The 22339-nt window shown below is 68.7% G+C and carries 19 protein-coding genes; 16 read left to right on the forward strand and 3 right to left on the reverse strand.

Annotated elements, in window-relative coordinates; all coding sequences use genetic code 11:
* Positions 1-51 precede the first annotated feature (51 nt).
* On the forward strand, positions 52-1089 hold the full coding sequence (locus DKG75_RS10545; protein WP_109921022.1) for a GGDEF domain-containing protein: 1038 nt from the start codon (positions 52-54) through the stop codon (positions 1087-1089).
* Positions 1090-1107: 18 nt separating this feature from the next.
* On the opposite strand, the gene DKG75_RS10550 is transcribed toward DKG75_RS10545, so the two are convergent.
* Positions 1108-2025, reverse strand: a complete 918-nt coding sequence (locus DKG75_RS10550) for a methyltransferase domain-containing protein (protein WP_243746460.1) — start codon at positions 2023-2025, stop codon at positions 1108-1110.
* A gap of 48 nt (positions 2026-2073) precedes the next feature.
* Here DKG75_RS10550 and DKG75_RS10555 point away from each other — a divergent pair, with 48 nt between their 5' ends.
* The 5 genes from DKG75_RS10555 to DKG75_RS10575 are packed head-to-tail and all read left to right on the forward strand — an operon-like array spanning position 2074 to position 5440.
* Complete coding sequence (locus DKG75_RS10555; RefSeq protein WP_243746459.1) at positions 2074-2835, forward strand: ComF family protein; 762 nt, start codon at positions 2074-2076, stop codon at positions 2833-2835.
* Positions 2836-2889: 54 nt separating this feature from the next.
* The gene (gene grxC / locus DKG75_RS10560; protein WP_109921024.1) at positions 2890-3150 is read left to right on the forward strand and encodes a glutaredoxin 3; all 261 of its coding nucleotides are present in this window, start codon (positions 2890-2892) and stop codon (positions 3148-3150) included.
* 21 nt (positions 3151-3171) lie between these two features.
* Positions 3172-3993 carry a carbon-nitrogen hydrolase family protein gene (locus DKG75_RS10565; RefSeq protein ID WP_109921100.1) on the forward strand — a complete coding sequence of 274 codons (822 nt, stop codon included), beginning with the start codon at positions 3172-3174 and terminating at the stop codon, positions 3991-3993.
* A 1-nt stretch (position 3994) separates the two neighbouring features.
* Positions 3995-4975 carry a lysozyme inhibitor LprI family protein gene (locus tag DKG75_RS10570; RefSeq protein ID WP_166646359.1) on the forward strand — a complete coding sequence of 327 codons (981 nt, stop codon included), beginning with the start codon at positions 3995-3997 and terminating at the stop codon, positions 4973-4975.
* A 42-nt stretch (positions 4976-5017) separates the two neighbouring features.
* Positions 5018-5440 (forward strand): DUF1178 family protein, encoded by a 423-nt coding sequence (locus DKG75_RS10575; protein ID WP_109921026.1) that lies wholly within the window; start codon positions 5018-5020, stop codon positions 5438-5440.
* A gap of 107 nt (positions 5441-5547) precedes the next feature.
* On the opposite strand, the gene ubiG is transcribed toward DKG75_RS10575, so the two are convergent.
* Complete coding sequence (gene ubiG, locus DKG75_RS10580; protein WP_109921027.1) at positions 5548-6300, reverse strand: bifunctional 2-polyprenyl-6-hydroxyphenol methylase/3-demethylubiquinol 3-O-methyltransferase UbiG; 753 nt, start codon at positions 6298-6300, stop codon at positions 5548-5550.
* Positions 6301-6447: 147 nt separating this feature from the next.
* On the opposite strand from ubiG, the gene DKG75_RS10585 reads away from it, so the two are divergent.
* From DKG75_RS10585 to clpB, 10 genes are all read left to right on the forward strand, one after another.
* Positions 6448-7671: an aspartate kinase gene (locus DKG75_RS10585; protein WP_109921028.1), complete on the forward strand. Its 1224-nt coding sequence runs from the start codon at positions 6448-6450 to the stop codon at positions 7669-7671.
* Between the two features lie 25 nt (positions 7672-7696).
* Positions 7697-8737 (forward strand): NAD(P)H-dependent flavin oxidoreductase, encoded by a 1041-nt coding sequence (locus tag DKG75_RS10590; protein ID WP_109921029.1) that lies wholly within the window; start codon positions 7697-7699, stop codon positions 8735-8737.
* The gene (gene ptsP, locus DKG75_RS10595) at positions 8734-11001 is read left to right on the forward strand and encodes a phosphoenolpyruvate--protein phosphotransferase (RefSeq protein ID WP_208111968.1); all 2268 of its coding nucleotides are present in this window, start codon (positions 8734-8736) and stop codon (positions 10999-11001) included. The genes DKG75_RS10590 and ptsP overlap by 4 nt, the downstream gene beginning before the upstream one ends.
* A 201-nt stretch (positions 11002-11202) precedes the next feature.
* Complete coding sequence (locus tag DKG75_RS10600) at positions 11203-12312, forward strand: helix-turn-helix domain-containing protein (protein WP_109921030.1); 1110 nt, start codon at positions 11203-11205, stop codon at positions 12310-12312.
* Positions 12313-12329: 17 nt separating this feature from the next.
* A complete protein-coding gene (ispG, locus tag DKG75_RS10605; protein ID WP_109921031.1) occupies positions 12330-13445 on the forward strand; it encodes a flavodoxin-dependent (E)-4-hydroxy-3-methylbut-2-enyl-diphosphate synthase in 1116 nt (371 codons plus the stop codon).
* A 77-nt stretch (positions 13446-13522) separates the two neighbouring features.
* The gene (gene hisS, locus DKG75_RS10610) at positions 13523-14767 is read left to right on the forward strand and encodes a histidine--tRNA ligase (RefSeq protein WP_109921032.1); all 1245 of its coding nucleotides are present in this window, start codon (positions 13523-13525) and stop codon (positions 14765-14767) included.
* A 1-nt stretch (position 14768) separates the two neighbouring features.
* The gene (gene prfA / locus DKG75_RS10615; RefSeq protein WP_109921033.1) at positions 14769-15839 is read left to right on the forward strand and encodes a peptide chain release factor 1; all 1071 of its coding nucleotides are present in this window, start codon (positions 14769-14771) and stop codon (positions 15837-15839) included.
* Between the two features lie 15 nt (positions 15840-15854).
* Positions 15855-16709, forward strand: a complete 855-nt coding sequence (gene prmC / locus DKG75_RS10620; protein ID WP_109921034.1) for a peptide chain release factor N(5)-glutamine methyltransferase — start codon at positions 15855-15857, stop codon at positions 16707-16709.
* 259 nt (positions 16710-16968) lie between these two features.
* Entirely contained in the window at positions 16969-17430 is a 462-nt protein-coding gene (locus DKG75_RS10625; protein ID WP_109921035.1) for a DUF4167 domain-containing protein, read from the forward strand.
* A gap of 209 nt (positions 17431-17639) precedes the next feature.
* Positions 17640-20288, forward strand: coding sequence for an ATP-dependent chaperone ClpB (gene clpB, locus DKG75_RS10630; protein ID WP_109921036.1), 2649 nt, complete (start codon positions 17640-17642; stop codon positions 20286-20288).
* A gap of 55 nt (positions 20289-20343) precedes the next feature.
* Here the strand turns inward: clpB and DKG75_RS10635 are convergent, their stop codons facing one another.
* Positions 20344-21843 (reverse strand): peptidoglycan DD-metalloendopeptidase family protein, encoded by a 1500-nt coding sequence (locus DKG75_RS10635; RefSeq protein WP_166646358.1) that lies wholly within the window; start codon positions 21841-21843, stop codon positions 20344-20346.
* Between the last annotated feature and the right edge of the window lie 496 nt (positions 21844-22339).

Genomic DNA, 22339 nt, shown 5'->3' on the forward strand with positions numbered 1-22339 from the left:
GCGACCGCGGCATATTTTCCGCAGTCGGGGTGCTGAAAGCATGGCGGGGCAATGAGCATCGGTGAAGCGGCGGCAACGGAGCGTTATCTGCGGGGGATGGAGCGCCTGCTGCGTGCGGTGCAGGAATTGTCCCTGGCCCGGACGGTCGGCGAGGTCCAGCGCATCGTGCGGACCGTCGCCCGCGAATTGACCGGGGCGGACGGCGCCACCTTCGTCCTGAACGACGGTTCCTTCTGCCATTATGCCGACGAGGATGCGATCGGCCCGTTGTGGAAAGGCAAGCGCTTTCCGAAGGAAATCTGCATCAGCGGCTGGGTGATGAACAACCGGCGGCAGGTCGTCATTCCCGATATTTCGGTCGACGGCCGCATCCCGCAGGACGCCTATCGCCCGACCTTCGTCAAGAGCCTGGCCATGGTGCCGATCCGCGCCATGGACCCGATCGGCGCCATCGGCAATTACTGGGCCGCGCTGCACGAGCCGGGCCCGGAAGACATGCAGCTGCTTCAGGCCCTGGCCGATTCGACCTCCATCGCCATGGAGAATGTCGGCGTCTACGCCGAATTGGAGCGCCGGGTCGAGGACCGCACCCGCCAGCTGGCCGAGGCCAACCGCGAGATCGAGGCCCTGTCGGTCACCGACGAGATGACCGGGCTGCACAACCGCCGCGGTTTCTACCGCGAGGCGGAGCGTATCCTGAACCGGCACCACTGCGTGCTCGCCTTCATCGATGTCGACGGGCTGAAGCAGGTGAACGACCGCCTGGGCCATGCCGCCGGCGATGCCATGCTGATCGACGTCGCCAGGGCGCTGCGCGACGCTTTCCGCGCGTCCGACGTCATCGCCCGCATGGGGGGCGACGAATTCTGCGTCCTGGTGACGGATACGAGTGTCGATCTGGCGGCGCTGCGGGCCGCCTTCGAGGCGCGCCTCGAAGAATTCAACGCCGGGGCGGCGGCGCCCTATCGCCTGTCCGCCTCCATCGGCCTGATCGCGGCCCTGCCGGCCGATCTCGACGGGCTGGACCGCATGATCGCCGAGGCCGACAAGCGCATGTATGCGGAGAAACAGGCGAAGAAGGCGGCCTGACCCTTCTTCTTTCAGGCTTCAGGGCGTGATCTCGTCGGTGCCGAGGGCATCGGCCAGCCGGTGGGTGGCGGAGCCCCGGCGCTTCGGCACCGGCTGGTCCGGCCCGGGCGCCCAGCCGGACAGGGTGACGATCTCGAAGGTCGCGGGGATCCGCCCGTCGTCCAGGCCGAAACGGTCGCGGTATTCCTCGGCCAGGGCCAGGATGGTCTCGCGCTGCAGGGGCCGGCGGCGGCGTGCCGCCAGGGCATTCTGTTCCCCCATGCCGCGCAGGTCGCGCATCAGGGCGAAGGCATCGCCATAGGTGACGGTGATCGTCTCGAGGTCGACCACCGGCATGGCGAAGCCGGCGCGCTGCATCAGGCCGGCGGCGTCGCGCAGATCGACGAAGGGCGAGACATGGAGCGAGGCGGCCCCCTCGATGCGGGCCTCCGCCGCCAGGAACGCCTGGCGCAATTCGGTCAGCGTGCCGCCGCCGATCATGGAGGCGACGAAGAAACCGTCGGGCTTCAGGGCGTCGCGGATCTGGATCAAGGTCCCCGGCAGGTCGTTCACCCAATGCAGCGAGGCGGAGGAGACGATCAGGTCGAAGGCATGGTCGGCGAAGGGCAGCCATTCCTCGTCCGCCGCCAGGGCCTTGCCCCCCGCCAGCCGCGCCATGGCCGGGGCGAGGTCGGCCGAAACCAGATCGCCGATGCGCCCGGCGGCCCGCAGCCTCCGGCCGAGCCCGCCGTCATGGCAGCCGAGGTCGAGGGCGAGGGCGAAGGTCCGGTTCACGTCCTCGACCCGGTCGACCAGCCGTTCCGCGATCTCGGCGAAGAGGAAGTCGTGGCGGGCGAGGTCGCGGGCGGCGCGGGCCCGGTGGCGGGCGACGCTGCCTCGGTCGAACACCAGCATGTCGTCGGGGGCCGGGGGCGGGCTTTGCGGGGATCGGCTCATGGGCCCTGATATGGCACGATGCGCCGATGAGGGCGAGGGGGTTTGGCGATGCTGAAGGGGGCGATGCGGAAAGGGGCGGGGGCGGCCGGGCGCTTCCTGCTCGATTTCCTGCTGCCGCCGGTCTGCCTCGGCTGCGACCAGGGGGTCGATGCGCCGGGCCTGCTCTGTGCCGCCTGCTGGCCCCAGGTCGCCTTCATCGGCGCGCCGCACTGCGCCTGCTGCGGCCTGCCCTTCGAACTGCCGGTGCCGGCGGAGACCCGCTGCGGCGCCTGCATCGCCCATCCGCCCGCCTTTGCCCGGGCGCGCTCGGCGGTGCGCTATGGCGGGCCGATTCGCGATCTTCTGCTGCGCTTCAAGCATGCCGACCGTCTCGACCTCGCGCCGGCGCTGGCGCGGCTGATGGCGCAGGCGGGGCGCGACTGCCTGGACGGCGCCGATTACCTGGTGCCGGTGCCGCTGCATTGGCGGCGCCGGCTGTTCCGCCGCTACAACCAGTCGGCCGAACTGGCCCGCTGCCTGGCCCGGGCCGGGGGGCCGCCGGTCCTGGCCGATGTTTTGGCGCGGCGGCGGGCGACGCCGGCCCAGGGGCGGCTCGGCCGGATCGGGCGGCTGCGCAATGTCGCCGGCGCCTTCGCGGTCAAGCCGGCCCGGCGCGGCCCGGTCGCGGGCGCGCATCTCGTGCTGGTCGACGACGTCATGACCACGGGGGCGACGGTCGATGCCTGCTGCCGGGCCTTGCTCGCCGCCGGGGCCGCGCGGGTCGATGTCCTGACGCTGGCGCGGGTCATTCATGACGGCGGCGGGGCTTGAGGATCTTTTTGCACTGCATCACGTTAGTGGGGTGAGTTTCCGGGAGACATTGCCGTGGCCGACGTCACCATCTACACCACCCAGATCTGCCCCTATTGCTACCGGGCGAAGCAACTCCTGAAAGCCAAGGGCGTCGACTATACCGAGATCGACGTGTCGATGGATGCCGCCCGCAAGCGGGAGATGGTGGAGAAGGCGGGCGGACGCCGCACCGTGCCGCAGGTCTTCATCAACGGCACCCATGTGGGGGGCTGCGATGATCTTTATGCGCTTGATCACCAGGGGGGGCTGGATAGGCTCCTTGCCGCGTCCTGAGCTTTCGGCGGGAGTCCGATGATGTCCTTCCTGCGTGTCGCCTGCGTCCAGATCACCGCGGGGCGGGAGGTCGCGGCCAATGTCGCGACCGCGAGCGGGTTGATCCGCCAGGCGGCGGCGACCGGCGCCCGCCTGATCGCGACACCGGAAATGACCTCGCTGATGGAGCGCGACAAGCGCGCCATGCGGCCCAAGATCCGCACCGAGCAGGACGATTCGGCGCTGGCCGCCTTCCGCGACCTCGCGGCGGAACTGGGCGTGCATCTGCTGATCGGTTCCCTGCCGATCGATTTCGGCGGCGACCGCCTGGCCAACCGGGGCTTCCTGATCGACCCGCAGGGCGGCATCAAGGCGCGCTACGACAAGATCCACATGTTCGACGTCGACCTGCCCCAGGGCGAGAGCTTCCGCGAGAGCGCCTCCTATCAGCCCGGCGGCAGCGCGGTCCTGGCCGATGTCGAGGGGGCGCGGCTCGGCCTCTCCATCTGCTACGACCTGCGCTTCGCGCCGCTCTATCGCCGGCTGGCCCAGGCGGGGGCGGATATCCTGGCCGTGCCCGCCGCCTTCACCCGCATCACCGGCGAGGCGCATTGGCATGTCCTGCTGCGCGCCCGGGCGATCGAGACCGGCTCCTTCGTCATCGCCCCCGGCCAGACCGGCGTCCATGAGGACGGCCGCCAGACCTTCGGCCATTCCCTGATCATCGATCCCTGGGGCACCGTGCTCGCCGATGCCGGGACCGAGGTCGGGATCGTCACCGCCGACCTCGACCTCGCTGCGGTCCAGGGCGCCCGGGGCAAGATCCCGGCGCTTCAGCACGACCGCGCCTTCCAGGGGCCGTGACATGCGCCGCCTGCTGCTGACGGCGGCCCTTGTCCTTGCCGCCGCGCCGGCCTCGGCCTTCGATTGCGCCAAGGCGACGACGGCGGTCGAACGGGCCATCTGCGCCGATCCGGCGCTGAAGGCCGCCGATGACGCCATGTCCGCCGCCTATGCCGAAGCCCGCGCCCGCCTGGATGCGGCGGGGCAGAAGGCGCTGCGGTCGATGCAACTCGACTGGATCAGGCTGCGCGACGGCCGGTGCAGCGGCTGGGACGGCGCGACCGCGCCGGACGCCGCCTGCTTGGGCCGGGAAATCGCCGACCGCACCGCCCTGCTGACCGCCGCTCCCTTGCGCGCCGGGCCGGGGGCGCCGCGCTTCACCCCGGTCTTCCAGCGCCGGACCGACGCCAAGGCCGAGATCGACGTGGCGCTCGCCTATCCCCAGGTGGCCGATCCCTCGACCGCGGCGCTCCGCGCCCTGAACGCGCGCCTTGCCGAGCCGGCGGTCGGCGGTTCGCCTGAAATCGACGAAGCGGCCCTGGAAGGCCCCTATACCCGGAGCCTGGCCTATCGGATCGGCTATGCCTCGGGCCGTCTCGTCTCGGTCCGCTTCGAGGGCTACGAATATACCGGCGGCGCCCACGGCATGAGCTTTACCAGCGGGGTCAATTTCCTGTTGCAGGCCGGGCGCATGATGGCGACCGGGGACCTGATCGATCCCGCGCGCCTGCCGGCCCTGACCGCCTATTGCCGGGCCCGGCTGACCGCGGAGAAGCGTGCGCGCGAGGTGCCGGAAGAATTGATCGCCGATTCCCTGAACGACGAGGCGGTCAATACCGGCCTCACCGCGGTCGACGCCTGGAGCTTCGACGACCAGGGCGCGGCCGTGCACTACGATCCCTATGTCCTCGGCGCCTACGCCGAAGGCGGTTATGACTGCGCCATTCCCTGGGCGGACCTGCGGCCCTTGCTGAAGCCGGATGCGCCCTTGCCGTTCGACTGATCCCCCTTGTCAAAGTGCCGCGCAACCGTCACATCAGAGATCATGATCGTCTATGACCTCGGCTGTCCGGCCGGCCACACTTTCGAGGCGTGGTTCAAGGACAGCGCCACCTTCGAGAAACAGGCCCGCCAGGGCAAGGTCGCCTGCCCCGCATGCGGCGCGACCAAGGTCACGCGCGGGCCCCAGGCGACCAATATCGCCACCGGCGTCAGCCGCGGCAAGACGGTGAAGGCGGCGGAACAGCAGGCGGAAATGCGCGCGGCGCTGCGCGAACTGCGGAAGGCGGTCGAGACCAATTGCGAAAACGTCGGCAATAATTTTGCCGAGGAAGCCCGCAAGATCCATTACGGCGAGGCCGAAGCCCGCGGCATCTACGGCGAGACCACGCCGGATGAGGCCAAGGCGCTGGACGAGGAAGGCATTCCCGTCGCCCGCCTGCCCTGGGTCGAGCGCGAGGACGCCTGAGGCCTGCCGTTTTCCCCCTCACCCCGGCCCTCTCCCCGGAGGGGCGAGGGAGTTGATGCCGCCTCTCCCTCGCCCCGCTTGCGGGGAGAGGGCCGGGGTGAGGGGCCTTACGCCGGCCTGACCGCGAAGGCCATGTAGTTGACGTCCACGTCTTTGCCGATGCGCCATTCATCGGCCAGCGGGTTGTAGGAGACGCCGGCATAGTCCCGGATGTCGAGGCCGGTCGGGCGCAGTGCCGCGGCCAGTTCGCTGGGGCGGACGAATTTCTGGAATTTATGGGTGCCGCGCGGCAGCCAGCCGAGCACATATTCGGCGCCGACGATGGCGAGGGCGAAGGCTTTCATGGTGCGGTTCAGGGTGGCGGTGACCATCACCCCGCCCGGCTTCACCATGGCGGCGCAGGCGGCCATGAACAGGTTGAGGTCGGCGACATGCTCGACCACTTCCATGTTGAGGACGATGTCGAATCGCTCCCCCGCCCGGGCCAGGTCTTCGGCCGAGGTGTTGCGGTAATCGATGGCGAGGCCGCTTTGCTCGGCGTGCAGCGCCGCCACCTTCACGTTCTTTTCCGCCGCATCGGCGCCGACCACGCTGGCGCCGAGGCGGGCCATCGGCTCGGACAGGAGGCCGCCGCCGCAGCCGATGTCGAGCAGGCGCAGGCCCTTGAACGGCGTCACGGCCGACTCGGGGGCGCCGAAATGGGCGCCCAGGCGGCTGCGGAGATAGGAAAGGCGCACCGGGTTGAAGCGGTGCAGAGGGCGGAACTTGCCGTTCGGGTCCCACCATTCGTCGGCGATGGCGGCGAACTGGGCCACTTCCGCCGGATCGATGGTGGTGCGCTGGGCATTTTCGCCGGTCATGGCCGTCCTCTCGTCCGGCGGCCGAGCGCCGCCTTGCCAGTAATGAACTCGGGGGATATGTATACGCGCCTTTTACCGCCGGCCAGACCTGACTGAAACGCCTCGTCCGGCCGGTCACTGCATGGAATGATCTGGAGTACCACGCGCATGGCCCGCCTGGTCCTGAAATTCGGCGGCACGTCCGTCGGCACTATCGAGCGCATCAAGAATGTCGCGCGCCGGGTGAAAGCCGTGGTCGAGGCCGGCAACGAGGTCGCGGTCGTCGTCTCGGCCATGTCGGGCGAGACCAACAGGCTGGTCGGCTATTGCCGCGAGATCGCCCCCCTGCACGACCAGCGCGAATATGACGCGGTGGTGGCCTCGGGCGAACAGGTGACCGCCGGCCTCCTGGCCATCGCGCTTCAGGAACTGGGCGTGCCCGCGCGCTCCTGGGCCGGCTGGCAGGTGCCGATCGAGACCGACGGCGCCCATGGCGCGGCGCGCATTCTGCGCATCGACACCGCCGAGATCGAACGCGGCATGAAGGACGGCAAGGTGGCGGTGGTCGCCGGTTTCCAGGGCGTCGGCCCGGAGAGCCGGATCGCGACCCTTGGCCGCGGCGGTTCCGATACTTCGGCGGTAGCACTCGCCGCCGCCATGAAGGCGGATCGCTGCGACATCTATACCGATGTGGACGGCGTCTACACGACCGACCCGCGCATTGTTGAACGGGCCCGCAAGCTCGATAGGATCACTTACGAGGAAATGCTGGAAATGGCGTCGGTCGGCGCCAAGGTCCTGCAGATCCGTTCGGTCGAGATGGCGATGAAGCATCGCGTCCGGGTCCAGGTCCTGTCCAGCTTCGAGGACAAGCCCGGCACCCTGGTGGTTGACGAGGACGAAATCGTGGAACAGGAACTCATCTCCGGCATCGCCTACAGCCGCGACGAGGCGAAGGTCACCGTGCTCAAGGTCGCCGACCGGCCGGGCGTCGCCGCCGCGGTCTTCGGGCCGCTGGCCGATGCCAACGTCAACGTCGACATGATCGTGCAGAATGTCTCGGACGACGGCCGCTTCACCGACGTCACCTTCACCGTGGGCAAGGCCGACCTCGGCCTCGCCCTCAAGGTGCTCGAGGACAACAAGGCCGCGATCGGCTATCGCGACCTGCATACCGACGGCAATGTGGCCAAGATCTCGGTCATCGGCGTCGGCATGCGCAGCCATGCCGGCATCGCGCGCCAGATGTTCACCACGCTGGCCGAGAAGGGCATCAACATCCAGGTGATCTCCACCTCGGAGATCAAGATCAGCGTGCTGGTCGCGGCGGAATATACCGAGCTTGCCGTGCGGGCCCTGCACACCGCCTATGGGCTGGATGCCGCCGCCTGAGCGGCATTGACATAAGGATAGGGCGATGACCAAGGGGCGCGACATGCTGGACCGTCTGTGGCAGCGAGGCCGGGATTTTCTCGGCACCGAGACCGCGATCATGGGCGGGGCCATGTCCTGGGTGTCGGAACGGCACCTGGTGGCGGCGATCTCCAATGCCGGGGGCTTCGGCGTCCTGGCCTGCGGTGCCATGACCCCGGCGCTGCTGGAAGCCGAGATCGCGGGCACCCAGGCCCTGACGCGGAAACCCTTCGGCGTCAACCTGATCACCATGCATCCCCAGCTCGACGAGTTGATCGACGTCTGCATCGCGGCCAAGGTCGGCCATGTCGTGCTGGCGGGCGGCCTGCCGCCCAAGGGCGCGATCGACAAGGTGAAGGCGGCGGGGGCCAAGGTGGTCTGCTTCGCCCCGGCTCTGGCCTTGGCGAAGAAATTCGTCAAGTCCGGCGTCGATGCCCTGGTGATCGAGGGGATGGAGGCGGGCGGCCATATCGGCCCGGTCTCGACCGCGGTGCTCGCCCAGGAAATCCTGCCGGAAATCCGCAGCGTGCCGGTCTTCGTCGCCGGCGGCATCGGCCGGGGCGAGGCGATCGCCATGTATCTCGAACTCGGCGCCTCGGGCGTGCAGCTCGGCACCCGCTTCGTCTGCGCGACCGAATCGATTGCGCACGCCAATTTCAAGAAAGCCTTCATCCGCGGCGCGGCGCGGGATGCCATTCCCTCGGTCCAGCTCGACCCGCGCTTTCCCGTCATTCCGGTTCGCGCCTTGCAGAATCACGGCACGCGACGCTTCATGGAAGTCCAGGCGGAGGTGGTCGCCCGCTTCAACCGCGGCGAAATCGAGAAGGACGCGGCCATGCTGGAGATCGAGCATTTCTGGGCCGGCGCGCTGCGCCGCGCCGTGATCGACGGGGATGTCGAGAATGGCTCGCTGATGGCGGGCCAGTCGGTCGGCATGGTCACCCGCGAGCAGCCGACCGCCGAGATCATCGCGGAACTGATCGAACAGGCGGCCACCGCGCTGGCCGCCCGCTACACGGCCGAACCCGTGCCCTTGAGGGCATGATGATGCCGGGCGTCGTCGGCGGCCCCCGTGTCCTCCTTCGGCGCCTGCGTGAAGTCATGGCGGGGCCGGGGACGGCCCAGGAGCGCCTGGACCGGATCGTGCGCAACATCGCGGCCAATATGGTCGCCGACGTGTGCTCGATCTACCTGCTGCGCGCCGGGCGCCGCCTCGAACTCTTCGCCACCGAGGGGCTGAACCCCGATTCGGTGCACAAGGCGACCTTGAAGGTGGGCGAGGGGCTGGTCGGCACCATCGCCGACACGGCGACCCCCCTCAGCCTGCCGGACGCCCAGGCCCATCCGAAATTCGCCTATCTGCCCGAGACCGGCGAAGAGATCTTCCATTCCCTGATGGGCGTGCCCATCATCCGGGCCGGCCGCGTCGTCGGCGTGCTCGTCGTGCAGAACCGCACCATGCGGGAGTACGACGAGGACGAGATCGATGCGATGCAGACCATCGCCATGGTGCTGGCCGAACTGATCGGCCAGGGCGATCTGGTCGATCCGGCCGAATTGTCGGAAACCGAGGCCCGGCGCCGCGAACCCTATACCTACGACGGGGTCGGCCTGGCCGAAGGGCTGGCGCTCGGCGTCGCCGTGCTGCACGAGCCGCGCGTCGCCGTCGACCGCCTGATCGCCGAAGACCCGCAGGTGGAGCTGAACCGCCTGGCCGTCGCCATGTCGTCGTTGCGCAAGCGTATCGACGCCATGCTCGACGACCAGGACGTGCTGGCCGGCGAGCAGCGCGACATCATCGAAGCCTATCGCATGTTCGCCCACGACCGGGGCTGGCGCGAAAAGATCGAGGAAGCGATCAAGAGCGGCCTGACCGCCGAGGCCGCGGTCGAGCGCGTGCAGATGGAAACCCGGGCGCGCATGGGCTCGATCACCGATCCCTACCTGCGCGAACGCCTGTCCGACCTCGAAGACCTGGCCAACCGCCTGCTGCGCCACCTGGCCGGCAAGACCGAGACGGCGGCGGGCGACGAATTGCCGGACGAGGCGATCCTGGTCGCCCGCACCATGGGGCCGGCCGAACTTCTCGACTACGACCGCACGCGCCTGAAGGCGGTGGTCCTTGAGGAAGGCTCGCCCACCAGCCATGTCGCCATCGTCGCGCGCGGCCTGGGCATTCCCCTGGTCGGCGGCTGCGAGCGCGTGCTCGAACGGGTGGAGCCGGGCGACATGGTGGTCGCCGACGGCGATACCGGGCAGGTGATCTTCCGCCCGACGCCGGAGGTCGCCGCCGCCTTCACCGAGAACCTGCGCATCCGCACCGAGCGGCGCGCGGAATATGCCCAGTACCGCAATATGCCCGCCGTCTCGAAGGACGGCGTCGCGGTCAAGCTCTACATGAATGCCGGCCTGACCGTCGACCTGCCCCATCTCGACGAGACCGGCGCGGACGGCATCGGCCTGTTCCGCACCGAATTGCAGTTCATGGTCTCCGCGACCATGCCGCGGCTCGCCACCCAGATCGAGCTTTACGCCAATGCCCTGGCGGCGGCGGGCGAGCGGCCGCTGATCTTCCGCACCCTCGATGTCGGCGGCGACAAGGTGCTGCCCTATATGGGCGCCCAGCGCGAAGAGAATCCGGCCCTCGGCTGGCGGGCGATCCGCCTCGTGCTCGATAGGCCGGCGCTGCTGCGCTACCAGCTGCGGGCGCTGCTGATCGCCGGGGCGGGCAAGGTGCTGTCGATCATGTTCCCCATGGTCGCCGACGTCGCCGAATTCCGCCAGGCGCGCCAGATCCTCGAAGTGGAGCGCCGCCGGCTGGAGCGCCTGGGCCGGCCGCTGCCCCAGGCGATCCGGGTCGGCACCATGCTGGAAGTGCCGGCGCTGGCCTATCAGCTGCCGGCGCTGCTGCCGCTGGTCGATTTCATCTCGATCGGCTCCAACGACCTGCTGCAATTCTTCTTCGCCGCCGACCGTGGCAATCCCAAGGTCGCCGGGCGCTACGACCTGCTGGCGCCCGCCGCCCTCAAGCTGCTGCGCGATATCTGCGCCGCCTGCACCGCGGCCGGCGTGCCGGTCTCGCTGTGCGGCGAAATGGCCGGGCGGCCGCTCGAGGCGATGACCCTGATCGGCCTCGGCTTCCGCTCGATCTCGATGAACGCGGTTTCGATCGGGCCGGTGAAGGCGATGCTGCGCGGTCTCGATGTCGGCGAGTTCCGGGCCTATATCGACCGCCTGATCGACGGGCCGGATCGCACCCTGCGCGGCAAGATCGAAAGTTTCGCCCGCGATCACGGGGTTCCCATATGATGGTTCGGCGCAATCGATCCGGCGCGGGCAACTTGGCCCGAAGTGGTCAACATTGCGTTAACCGAGTTGCGTTCAGGCCTTGTCCTTCATATGTTTGCGTCAGCTTTCTTCGAAATGCTGATGCCTCCCATTTCGTGGTTCCGATCAGTCTGCCGGTCGACTTGAGTATCTGAGTACCGCCGGGGCGTTGCGAGAGTTTCGATGGCACTGGGCAAACGTAAGCCATATCTGGTTCAGCCCGACGAACCGCAGGACTATGCGTCGGCGGCGGCAGGCCCCGTTTACAACGGCGTCGGCAGCGTGCTGCGGGACGCGCGCCTGTCCTATGGCCGGACCACGGCGGAGATCGGCGCGGCACTGCGCATCAAGCCGGCTCATCTCGATGCTCTCGAACGCGGCGATATCGAGGGGATGGCGGGCCTGACCTATGCGCTCGGCTATCTCCGCTCCTATGCCGGCTATCTCGGGCTCGACGGCGAGGCGGCGGTCAATGCCTTCAAGGTCGAGTTGAACCGCGTCCCGGAAACCCGCCCGCTGGTCTTCCCGGCCCCGGTGCAGGAAGCGAAATTCCCCACCGGCCGGGTGCTGTCGCTTTCGGTGGTGCTGGCGGTTCTCGTCTATGGCGGCTTCTACTTCTTCTCGCGCAGCAATACGCTGCCGGCGGAAGTGGTGCCCGCGGTGCCCGCCGAACTGGCGGAGGCCCCGGCTTCGACCCTGGCCCCGGCTTCGACCCTTGGCCCGGCTTCGACCCTGAGCCCGGCCCCGACCGTCGCCGTCCCGCCGGCCCCGGCGCCCAGCGATCCGACCGCGGCCCAGGCCGCCCAGCATATGCCGGAACCGCCCGCACCGGCGCTCGCGCCCCAGGCCCTGACGGTGGTGCCCGGCGCCCCCGCCGTGCCCGGCGCGCTGCCCAGCGTGGTGCCGGCGCCGCCCGGCTCGGCCCCGGCGCCGATGCCGACCGACGTGATGACGGCGCCGCCCGCGCCGCCGGCCCCGACCCTTGCCGCCGCTCCGGCTGCGGCGGCCGTGCCGGCGGAGGGCCGGGTGGTGCTGAGGGCGACGGCGCCGGCCTGGGTGCAGATCCTGGGCCCCAACCAGGAAGTGATCTTCACCAAGATCCTGCGCGCCGGCGACAGCTATACCGTGCCGCCGCGCGCCGATACCACGCTGGTGACCGGCAATGCCGGCGCCCTTGAGATCCAGGTCGACGGCAAGCCGATCGGCCCGATCGGCAACCTGGGCCAGGTGCGCCGCAACGTGCCGCTCGATCCGGACAAGCTGCTGGCGGGCGCGGCCCGGCCGCCGGCCTGAGCCGGACGGACAAGATCATGGCTGTTCGCGCCTATCGCCAGATCGTCCGGCGCAAGAGCCGGCAGATCATGGTCGGCACCGTGCCGGTCGGCGGCGATGCCCCGATCTCGGTCCAGACCATGACCAATACGGTGACCTCGGATATCGAGGCGACCATCGCCCAGGTCCAGGCGGCGGAAGCGGCGGGGGCGGACATCGTCCGCGTCTCCTGCCCGGACGAGGACTCGACCGCGGCCCTGAAGGCGATCGTCAGGGCGGTGCAGGTGCCGATCGTCGCCGACATCCATTTCCACTACAAGCGCGCCATCGAGGCGGCTGAGGCCGGCGCCGCCTGCCTGCGCATCAACCCGGGCAACATCGGCTCGGCGGCGCGGGTGCGCGAGGTGGTGAAGGCGGCCAAGGATCACGGCTGCTCCATGCGCATCGGCGTCAATGCCGGCAGCCTGGAGCGGGACTTGCTGGAGCGCTATGGCGAGCCCTGCCCGGAGGCCATGGTCGAATCCGCGCTCAACCACGCGAAAATCCTGGAAGACAACGATTTCACCGAATTCAAGATCAGCGTGAAGGCGTCCGACGTCTTCCTGGCCGCCGCCGCCTATCAGGGCCTGGCGGAGGCTTGCGACTATCCCCTGCATCTCGGCGTCACCGAGGCGGGCGGCCTGATCACGGGCACGGTGAAAAGCTCGATCGGCATGGGCTCGCTGCTCTGGGCCGGGATCGGCGACACGATCCGCGTCTCGCTCTCGGCCGATCCGGTCGAGGAGGTGAAGGTCGGCTTCGAAATCCTCAAGGGCCTGGGCCTGCGCCACCGCGGCGTTTCCATCGTCTCCTGCCCGTCCTGCGCCCGCCAGGCGTTCCAGGTGATCAGGACCGTGGAAATCCTGGAAAAGCGCCTGGCCCATATTTCGACCCCGATCACCCTGTCGATCATCGGCTGCGTGGTGAACGGCCCGGGCGAAGCGCGCGAGACCATGATCGGCGTCACCGGCGGCGGCCAGGGCAATCACATGGTCTATGTCAACGGCGTCACCGACCATAAGATCGACGACGGCCGCATGATCGATCATGTGGTCGAACTGGTCGAGCAGCGCGCGGCCGATATCGAAGCCGCCAAGGCCGCCGCGGCCGAATAGCGTTACAATCCGAATTTTGGCCACGGCGGGCATGACTCCGCCGTGACGCCTGTACTTGGCATCGACGAGGTAGACCCATGGCAGCCCTGCAGCCCGTTCGCGGCACGCACGACCTTCTCGGCGAAGACGCGCGGCGCCATGCCCATATCGTCGCCACCTTCAAGGCGGTGGCCTATCGCTACGGCTTCCAGGACATCTCGACGCCGATCTTCGAATTCTCGGAGGTTTTCCACCGCACCCTGGGCGAGACTTCGGACGTCGTCTCGAAGGAAACCTATACGTTCACCGACCGGGGCGGCGAGTCCCTGACGCTGCGCCCGGAAATGACCGCGGGCATTGCGCGCGCCTTCATTTCCGGCGGTCTGGCCAAGGACCTGCCGCTGAAGCTCTGCGGCCATGGCCCGATGTTCCGCTACGAGCGGCCGCAGAAGGGCCGGCTGCGCCAGTTCCACCAGGTCGATGCCGAAGTGCTGGGTGTCGCCGAACCCCAGGCGGATATCGAGGTGCTGGCGCTCGGCGCCGATTTCCTGGCGGCCCTCGGCCTCGGCGCCCGGGTCGAACTGAAGCTGAACACCCTGGGCGACAGCGAAAGCCGGCAGGCCTATCGCCAGGCCCTGATCGATTATTTCGGCGCCTACCGGGACCGCCTGTCGGAAGACAGCCTGAAGCGCCTGGAGCGCAACCCCATGCGCATCCTCGATTCGAAGGACGAGGGGGACCGGGAACTGGTTGCCGGCGCGCCCAGGCTGCACGACTACCTGAACGCGGTCTCGCGCGACTTTTTCGCCAAGGTCCGCCAGGGGCTGGATGCGCTCGGCATCGCCTATGCGGTCGACGAGCGGCTGGTCCGCGGCCTCGACTATTACAGCCATACCGCCTGGGAATTCGTCACCACCGACCTCGGTGCCCAGGGCACCGTGCTGGGCGGCGGGCGCTATGACGGGCTGATCGCCCTGATGGGCGGGCCGGCCACCGCGGGCATCGGCTTCGCCGCCGGCATCGAGCGTCTGGCCATGATGATCGAGGCGCCGCCGGCGCCGGCCCGCGCCATCGCCGTGGTGCCCATCGGCGCCGGCGCCGAGGTGCCGGCATTGCAGGTCGCCCATCGCCTGCGCCGGGCCGGCTTCACGGTCGAACAGGGCTATCGCGGCAATGTCGGCAAGCGGCTGGAGCGCGCCTCGAAGCAGGGGGCGCGCCTCGCCCTGCTGATCGGCGACGAGGAGATCGCCGCCGGCACGGTGAAGGCCCGCGACCTCGACACCAGGGAGGAACGGGTGGTGGCGCTGGCCGAGCTCGAGACCGCCTTCGCGGCCTATCGCTGACATGATCCGCGACGAACAGCTGGACCGGATTCTGCTTCGCCACGAAGCCCTGGGCGCGGAATTGTCCAGCGGCCAGCTGGCGGCGGGCGAGTTCACCCGGGCCTCGCGCGAACTGGCGGAACTGGACCCGGTGGTGGCGGTGATCCGGGATTTCCGGGCGAAGCGCCGGGAACTGGCGGAACTGAACGCCCTGCTGGACGATCCGGACATGCGCGACCTCGCCCTGGCCGAGCGCGAGGCCCTGGCCGAACGCCTGCCCGCGCTGGAACGGGCGGTCGCCGTCGCCCTGCTGCCCAAGGATGCGGCGGACGAGCGTTCCGCCATCCTGGAAATCCGCGCCGGCACCGGGGGGGAGGAGGCGGCGCTCTTCGCCCGCGATCTCTTCGGCATGTATACCCGCTATGCCGGCGCCCATGGCTGGCGAGTGGAACTGATGTCCGAGTCCGAGGCGGAGCACGGCGGCTATAAGGAAGTGATCGCCGGCATCACCGGGGCCGGCGTCTTCGCCCGGCTGAAATTCGAATCCGGCGTACACCGGGTGCAGCGCGTGCCGGCGACCGAGGCGGGCGGCCGCATCCATACTTCTGCCGCCACCGTCGCCGTGCTGCCGGAAGCCGAGGAGGTCGATGTCGCCATCGACGAGAAGGACCTGCGGATCGATGTCTTCCGCTCGTCCGGGCCCGGCGGCCAGTCGGTGAACACCACCGATTCGGCGGTGCGCATCACCCATCTGCCGACCGGCATGGTCGTCCAGCAGCAGGACGAGAAAAGCCAGCACAAGAACAAGGCCAAGGCCCTGAAGGTGCTGCGCGCCCGGCTTTACGAGATGGAGCGCGAGAAGGCCGATGCGGCGCGGGCCGCCAACCGCAAGGGCCAGGTCGGCTCCGGCGACCGTTCGGAACGCATACGCACCTATAATTTCCCGCAAGGGCGGGTCAGCGACCACCGGATCAACCTGACCCTCTACAAGATCGACAAGGTGATCGCGGGCGAAGCGCTGGACGAGATCATCGAACCCCTGATCGCGGCGGACGAGGCGGAACGCCTCGCCGATCTCGACGGCCAGGGATGACGCGAGGGGCCGCCGATGACCGCGCTCACCATCAAGGCCCTGGTTCATGAGACGGCGGCGCAGCTGCGCATGGCCGGGGTCGAGGGGCCGCGCCGGGATGCGGAACTGATCGCCGGCCATGCCCTCGGCCTCGACCGCGCCGCGCTGATCGCCCATGGCGACGATCCGGTGACGGACGAGGCCGCCGCCCGCATCGCCGCCATGGCGGCGGACCGGGCGGCGCGCCGGCCCATGGCCCAGGTCCTCGGCACGCGGGAATTCTGGAGCATGCGCTTCAAGGTGACGGCGGCGACCCTCGATCCCCGCCCGGACACGGAAACCCTGGTCGAGGCGGTTCTCGCCGTCGTCGGGCTTCGCCTGTGGAAACCCTTGCGCATCCTTGACCTCGGCACGGGGACCGGCTGCATCCTGGCGGCGCTGCTGCGCGAATGCCCGGCGGCGACCGGGATCGGCATCGACCGCTCGCCGGCCGCGGTCGCCGTGGCGGCGGAGAATATGGCCGCCCTCGGCCTCGGCGGCCGGGCCACGATCGTCGAGGGGGATTGGGCCGCCGGGATCGACGAGCGTTTCGACGTCGTCGTCTCCAACCCGCCCTATATCCCCGAGGCGGACATGCAGCGCCTCGCCCCCGAGGTGCGGCTGTTCGAGCCGCGCGGCGCCCTGACCCCGGGGGGCGACGGGCTCGGCGCCTATCGCGAGATCCTGGCCCAGGTGCCGAGGGTGGCGGCGCCCGGCGCCATCGTCGCCTTCGAGGTCGGGATCGGGCAGGCCGATATCGTCGCCGCCATGATGGAAGCCTGCGGCCTTGGCCCGGTGACCCGGAAGGCGGATCTCGGCGGCATTCCCCGGGTCGTCCTCGGGCAGGCCTGAATTGCATGTCCGGCAGGGCGCCCTGCGGCCGGCGCGACCTTCGTCGGGGCAAAAAAGTCTTGGAAATCCGCCACCTTGCGGCTAGGTTCACGAACGGAGATTGCACGGCGGCTGGCGCCGCTTTGGGATGGGCTGGCAATCTCCCTGATCGTCCCGGTATCGACTGTGCCACCTGGTCCCGCTTTCGCGGCGCCGGGCTCTGCCAGCGATGCCCGCCCCGATTTTCCAAGATGGATTCGACCGAAAGTAGCGACCGTCCATGAGACCAGGACAGCATAACAAGCGCCCGCGCGGCGGCCGTCAGAACAATAACGGCGGTGGCGGCGGTGGCGGTGGTGGTGGCGGCGGCAACGGGCGCAAGTCGGCGCACGGCCCGAACCGGACCTATGATTCGAACGGCCCCGACGTCAAGGTCCGCGGCACCGCCAGCCATATTTTCGAAAAATATCAGCAGCTTGCCCGCGATGCCCAATCGGCCGGCGACCGCATTGCCGCCGAGAACTACCTGCAGCACGCCGAGCATTATTACCGGCTGATGCTGGCCAACAATCTGATCAATCCGCGCGGCAACAATGCCCCGGCGCAGAACGGTCAGAACGGCTTTCCCGGCCAGACCCCGCAGCCCGAAATGCCGCCCTTCGACCTGAGCCCGGCCAGCGCCGGGGACGAAGAGCCGGAAATCCTGGACTTCGATCTCGACGGCGACCGCGTGAACAGCTGATCGCCTGCCACGATCTCCCGCAATGCCCGGCCCGCGTGCCGGGCATTGTCGTTTCTGGGCATTGTCGTTTTTCGGCATTGTCGTTTTCGCCGCCGGTTGATGTCGCGCAACGCTCGACACCCCCTTGTGTTGCACCTTGGCCACACCATATCGAAGGGCGACGGCAGGCGGACCTTACATCCGCCCCTGAAAGGACAAGGGGATCCGGCATGGATTTCGAGAAATATACCGAACGGGCGCGGGGCTTCGTGCAGTCGGCCCAGGGGCTGGCGCTGCGCAGCAACCATCAGCGCTTCACGCCCGAACATCTGGCCAAGGTGCTGCTCGACGACGAGCAGGGCCTGGCCGCGTCGCTGATCAAGGCGGCGGGCGGGCGGCCCGAGGCGGCGCTCGCCGGGATCGAGGCGGAACTGGCCCGGCTGCCCAAGGTCGAGGGCCAGGGCGCGGGCCAATTGTACTTGGCGCCGGAAACCGCGCGCCTGTTCGAACAGGCGGAACAGGTGGCCAAGAAGGCGGGGGACACATTCGTCACCGCCGAGCGGCTGCTGCTGGCCCTCGTGCTGGCGGCGGGGACGCCCTCGGCCGAGATCCTGAAGAAGGCCGGCGTCACCGCGCAGGGGCTGAGCAAGGCGATCGACGATTTGCGCAAGGGCCGCACCGCCGACAGCGCCTCGGCCGAGGATTCCTATGACGCCCTGAAGAAATACGCCCGCGACCTGACGGCGGCGGCGCGTGACGGCAAGCTCGACCCGGTGATCGGCCGCGACGAGGAGATCCGCCGCACCATCCAGGTCCTGTCGCGCCGGACCAAGAACAACCCGGTGCTGATCGGCGAGCCCGGCGTCGGCAAGACCGCGATCGCGGAAGGGCTGGCGCTGCGCATCGTCAACGGCGACGTGCCCGAATCCCTGAAACATAAGCAGTTGATGGCCCTCGACCTCGGCGCCCTGGTGGCCGGTGCCAAATATCGCGGCGAATTCGAGGAACGGCTGAAGGCGATCCTGGGCGAGGTGACTTCGTCCGGCGATGTCATCCTGTTCATCGACGAGATGCACCAACTGGTCGGCGCCGGCAAGACCGACGGCGCCATGGATGCCTCCAACCTGCTGAAGCCGGCGCTCGCCCGGGGCGAACTGCATTGCGTCGGCGCGACCACGCTCGACGAATACCGCAAGCATGTGGAGAAGGATGCGGCGCTCGCCCGGCGCTTCCAGCCGGTCTTCGTCTCGGAGCCGACGGTCGAGGATACGATCTCGATCCTGCGCGGCCTCAAGGAGAAATACGAACTGCACCATGGCGTGCGGATCTCGGACGTCGCCCTGGTCGCGGCGGCGACGCTCTCCAACCGTTACATCACCGACCGCTTCCTGCCCGACAAGGCGATCGACCTCGTCGACGAGTCGGCGAGCCGGCTGCGCATGGAGGTGGACTCCAAGCCGGAAGCCCTGGACGAACTCGACCGCAAGATCATGCAGATGCAGATCGAGCGCGAAGCCCTGAAGAAGGAAGAGGACCGCGCCTCGAAGGAACGCCTCGCCAAGCTCGAAAAGGATCTCGCCGATCTCGAACAGCAATCGGCCGAGATGACGGCGAAATGGCGGGCCGAGAAGGACAAGCTGTCGGTGCAGCAGAAGCTGACGGAACAGCTCGACGCCGCCCGTTCGGAACTCGAGCAGGCCCAGCGGAAAGGTAACCTCGCCCGTGCCGGCGAGATCGCCTATGGTCTCATCCCGGACCTGACCCGCAAGCTCGAGGCGGCCCAGGCCGCGACCGAGGCCGCCAGCATGCGCGAAGCGGTGACGGACGAGGATATCGCCGCCGTCGTCTCGCGCTGGACCGGGATCCCGGTCGACAAGATGCTGTCCGGCGAGCGGGAAAAGCTGCTGAAGATGGAACCCTTGCTGGCCAGCCGCGTCGTCGGCCAGCCGGAGGCGGTGGCCGCGGTGGCCAATGCGGTCCGCCGCGCCCGCGCCGGCTTGCAGGATGCGGCGCGTCCCATCGGCTCCTTCCTGTTCCTCGGCCCGACCGGCGTCGGCAAGACCGAACTGACCAAGGCGCTGGCCGAATTCCTGTTCGACGACGATACCGCCATGGTCCGCGTCGACATGTCGGAATTCATGGAAAAGCACGCGGTTTCCCGCCTGATCGGCGCCCCCCCGGGTTACGTCGGCTATGAGGAGGGCGGCGTGCTGACCGAGGCGGTGCGGCGCCGGCCCTATCAGGTGATCCTGTTCGACGAGGTCGAAAAGGCCCATCCGGACGTCTTCAACGTGCTGTTGCAAGTGCTGGACGACGGGCGTCTCACCGACGGCCAGGGCCGCACGGTCGACTTCCGCAACACGGTGATCATCCTGACCTCCAACCTCGGCGGCGAATTCCTGGCGGCGGAGGATGCGGAGGTCAACCCGGGCCGCACCCGCGACCAGGTGATGGCGGTGGTCAGGGCCAGCTTCCGGCCGGAATTCCTGAACCGGCTCGATGAAATTGTCCTCTTCAACCGGCTGGGCCGGGGCGAGATGACGGGCATCGTCGATATCCAGCTGGGCCGGCTGCGGAAATTGCTCGCCGACCGCAAGATCGTGCTCGATCTCGACCAGGCGGCCAAGGAATGGCTGGCCGAGGCGGGTTACGATCCGGTCTATGGGGCGCGGCCGCTGAAGCGGGTGATCCAGCGCAACCTGCAGAACCCGCTGGCCGAGCTGATCCTCGAGGGCGAGGTCAACGACGGCGATACCGTCAAGGTCTCGGCCGAGGCGGGCCAATTGGTGCTGAACGGCAAGGCGGTCGAGGCGGATAATGCCCTGGTCCGCAAGCCCTCGAATCCGGCCTTCGTGTCGCGGGTCGAAGGGAACGCCTGATCGATCGGCGGGCCGGGCCCGGAAACGGCCCGGCCCGCCTTTCAATCGGGGGGCGTCAGGGGGCCGGCTTCTTGTCCGGTCCCGGCGCCGCCATGGCGGATTGTACCGGAGTCTCGGCCAGCAGCCTGTCGATCTCGCGCTTGCGGGCGTTGAAGCTGGCCAATTCCTTGCCGGCCAGCTTGCGCCCGGACTGGAACTTCACGCCCTGGGGATTGACCTGGGCGCCCGCGGCCAGGATCTCGTAATGGAGATGCGGCCCGGTGGAGCGGCCGGTGGTGCCGACATAGCCGATGGTCTGGCCCTGGCGCACCCGGCTGCCCGGCTTCAGCCCCTTGGCGAAGCGCGACAGATGGGCATAGGCGGTCGAATATCTGCCGTCGTGGCGGATGCGGATGTAATTGCCGTAGGAACCGGCCCGGCCGATCTTGTCGACCGTGCCGTCGCCGGCGGCCAGGATCGGCGTGCCGGTCGGGGCGGCGAAATCGATGCCCTTGTGCATCTTCGAATAGCCCAGCACCGGGTGGCGCCGCATGCCGAAGCCGGACGAGATGCGCGCCCCGTCGATGGGCGTGCGCAGCAGCGCCTTGCGGACGCTTTCGCCCTTGGGGTTGAAGAAATCCGGGATCTTGTCGTCGCCAGGGATATGGCGATAGATCGGCAGGTCGTCGCCCGACAGGATCATTTTGGCATAGAGGATGTCGCCCCATTTCAGGGTGCGGCCGTCCGGGTCCTGGTGGCGTTCGACCAGCAGCTCGAAATGATCGCCCGGCTGGATGTCGCGCTGGAAGTCGACGTCGTAGGAGAACATGCGGATCAGTTCCGCCGTCACCGCCGGCGGCAGGCCGGCGCGCCCCGCCGAGGCGAAGAGACTGTCGTCGATGGTGCCGATCACCCGGGTCAGGGCGACGGTCAGTTCCGTCCTCTCCTCGGCGGCGCTCAATTGGCCGTCGGTGCCGCGGGTGACCCGCACCCGGCGGTCGACGTCCGTATCGAAGGCGAGTTCGGCAAGGCGCGGCAGGTTCTCGTCGTCCGCGGCCGTGGCGGGGGCGAGGACGATGGTCAATTCCTGGCCGACGCGCAGGTCCCGCGGGTTGAACAGGGGGCGCAGGATCTCGACCACCTCATAGGCTTCGGTGCGGTCGAGGCCGGCCTCGGTCAGGATCGACATCAGGGTGTCGCCCTGTTCGACCGAGACCACTTCATGCTCGGCCTGGCCGGCGGCGATATCCTCGGGCGCCGGCGGCTCGACCGTGGGATCGGCGCTGTCGTCCGCCAGCTTCTCCCCGTCGCCGGTATCGGCGTCGGCGTCGGCGAGCGTATTGTCGTCCGCCCCCGCGTCCAGGGGCAGGGGCGTGCCGGCGGCCAGATCCGCCTGCGGTCCATGCCCTGGGGTGCCGAACAGGCTGGCCACGCCGACGCCGGCGCCAAGGCCGATCAGGGCGGCGACGGCGACCGACGCGAGGAAACGCCCGGCCCGGCGGCTGGGCCGATCCTCGATCGAATGGCGGACGATGGTCTTCAGCAGGGCGTTGCCGGGGCCGGTCGCCGGCGGCAAGCGAGGATCATCGCCAGGGGGAGGCTGAAAAGCGGACACGGTCGGGCCTTGCGCGTAAGGAGAATCAGGGCGGCCGATCATCGAAAGCCGAAGCCGTGACCGCGCCGCGCCGGAAGGAGCAGACTCGCCCGTGGGACTCCCGCCGTCAACCTCCTCCGCCTGTCGTGGGTCCGGCCTTGTCCGGACACCAGGAATGGGGCCTTCCGCATTGTCATAAAAAACCCAAAAAAGGGGGTTGCAAGGTCTCCTGAGTCGGCGCTACAAACCGCGCCTCGCCGCAGAGCACCTGGAAGGGAGCGAAGTGGCGGGGGCGCTGCGGCGGACGATCCTGTGGGTTTATCCCACGGCGAAGACCCTGTTTAGCGGTGTTGCCTGTTGGTTTGGTTTTGATGCGTTGAGCTGAAAGAACTGGGTTGACAGGTTGTGGGTCGGGGGGTTAGAAGCCCGGCCTCGTGGTTGGCGGCGGTAACGTTGTTGATCACAGTGTTGGTTGGTG

The organism is Zavarzinia compransoris (genome assembly GCF_003173055.1).
Taxonomy (GTDB): domain Bacteria; phylum Pseudomonadota; class Alphaproteobacteria; order Zavarziniales; family Zavarziniaceae; genus Zavarzinia; species Zavarzinia compransoris.

Coding starts and splice junctions, on each gene's coding strand:
- DKG75_RS10545 (WP_109921022.1), top strand. CDS start 52: ATGAGCATCGGTGAAGCGGCGGCAACGGAGCGTTATCTGCGGGGGATG.
- DKG75_RS10550 (WP_243746460.1), bottom strand. CDS start 2,025: ATGAGCCGATCCCCGCAAAGCCCGCCCCCGGCCCCCGACGACATGCTG.
- DKG75_RS10555 (WP_243746459.1), top strand. CDS start 2,074: ATGCTGAAGGGGGCGATGCGGAAAGGGGCGGGGGCGGCCGGGCGCTTC.
- DKG75_RS10565 (WP_109921100.1), top strand. CDS start 3,172: ATGTCCTTCCTGCGTGTCGCCTGCGTCCAGATCACCGCGGGGCGGGAG.
- DKG75_RS10570 (WP_166646359.1), top strand. CDS start 3,995: ATGCGCCGCCTGCTGCTGACGGCGGCCCTTGTCCTTGCCGCCGCGCCG.
- DKG75_RS10575 (WP_109921026.1), top strand. CDS start 5,018: ATGATCGTCTATGACCTCGGCTGTCCGGCCGGCCACACTTTCGAGGCG.
- ubiG (WP_109921027.1), bottom strand. CDS start 6,300: ATGACCGGCGAAAATGCCCAGCGCACCACCATCGATCCGGCGGAAGTG.
- DKG75_RS10585 (WP_109921028.1), top strand. CDS start 6,448: ATGGCCCGCCTGGTCCTGAAATTCGGCGGCACGTCCGTCGGCACTATC.
- DKG75_RS10590 (WP_109921029.1), top strand. CDS start 7,697: ATGACCAAGGGGCGCGACATGCTGGACCGTCTGTGGCAGCGAGGCCGG.
- ptsP (WP_208111968.1), top strand. CDS start 8,734: ATGATGATGCCGGGCGTCGTCGGCGGCCCCCGTGTCCTCCTTCGGCGC.
- DKG75_RS10600 (WP_109921030.1), top strand. CDS start 11,203: ATGGCACTGGGCAAACGTAAGCCATATCTGGTTCAGCCCGACGAACCG.
- ispG (WP_109921031.1), top strand. CDS start 12,330: ATGGCTGTTCGCGCCTATCGCCAGATCGTCCGGCGCAAGAGCCGGCAG.
- hisS (WP_109921032.1), top strand. CDS start 13,523: ATGGCAGCCCTGCAGCCCGTTCGCGGCACGCACGACCTTCTCGGCGAA.
- prfA (WP_109921033.1), top strand. CDS start 14,769: ATGATCCGCGACGAACAGCTGGACCGGATTCTGCTTCGCCACGAAGCC.
- prmC (WP_109921034.1), top strand. CDS start 15,855: ATGACCGCGCTCACCATCAAGGCCCTGGTTCATGAGACGGCGGCGCAG.
- DKG75_RS10625 (WP_109921035.1), top strand. CDS start 16,969: ATGAGACCAGGACAGCATAACAAGCGCCCGCGCGGCGGCCGTCAGAAC.
- clpB (WP_109921036.1), top strand. CDS start 17,640: ATGGATTTCGAGAAATATACCGAACGGGCGCGGGGCTTCGTGCAGTCG.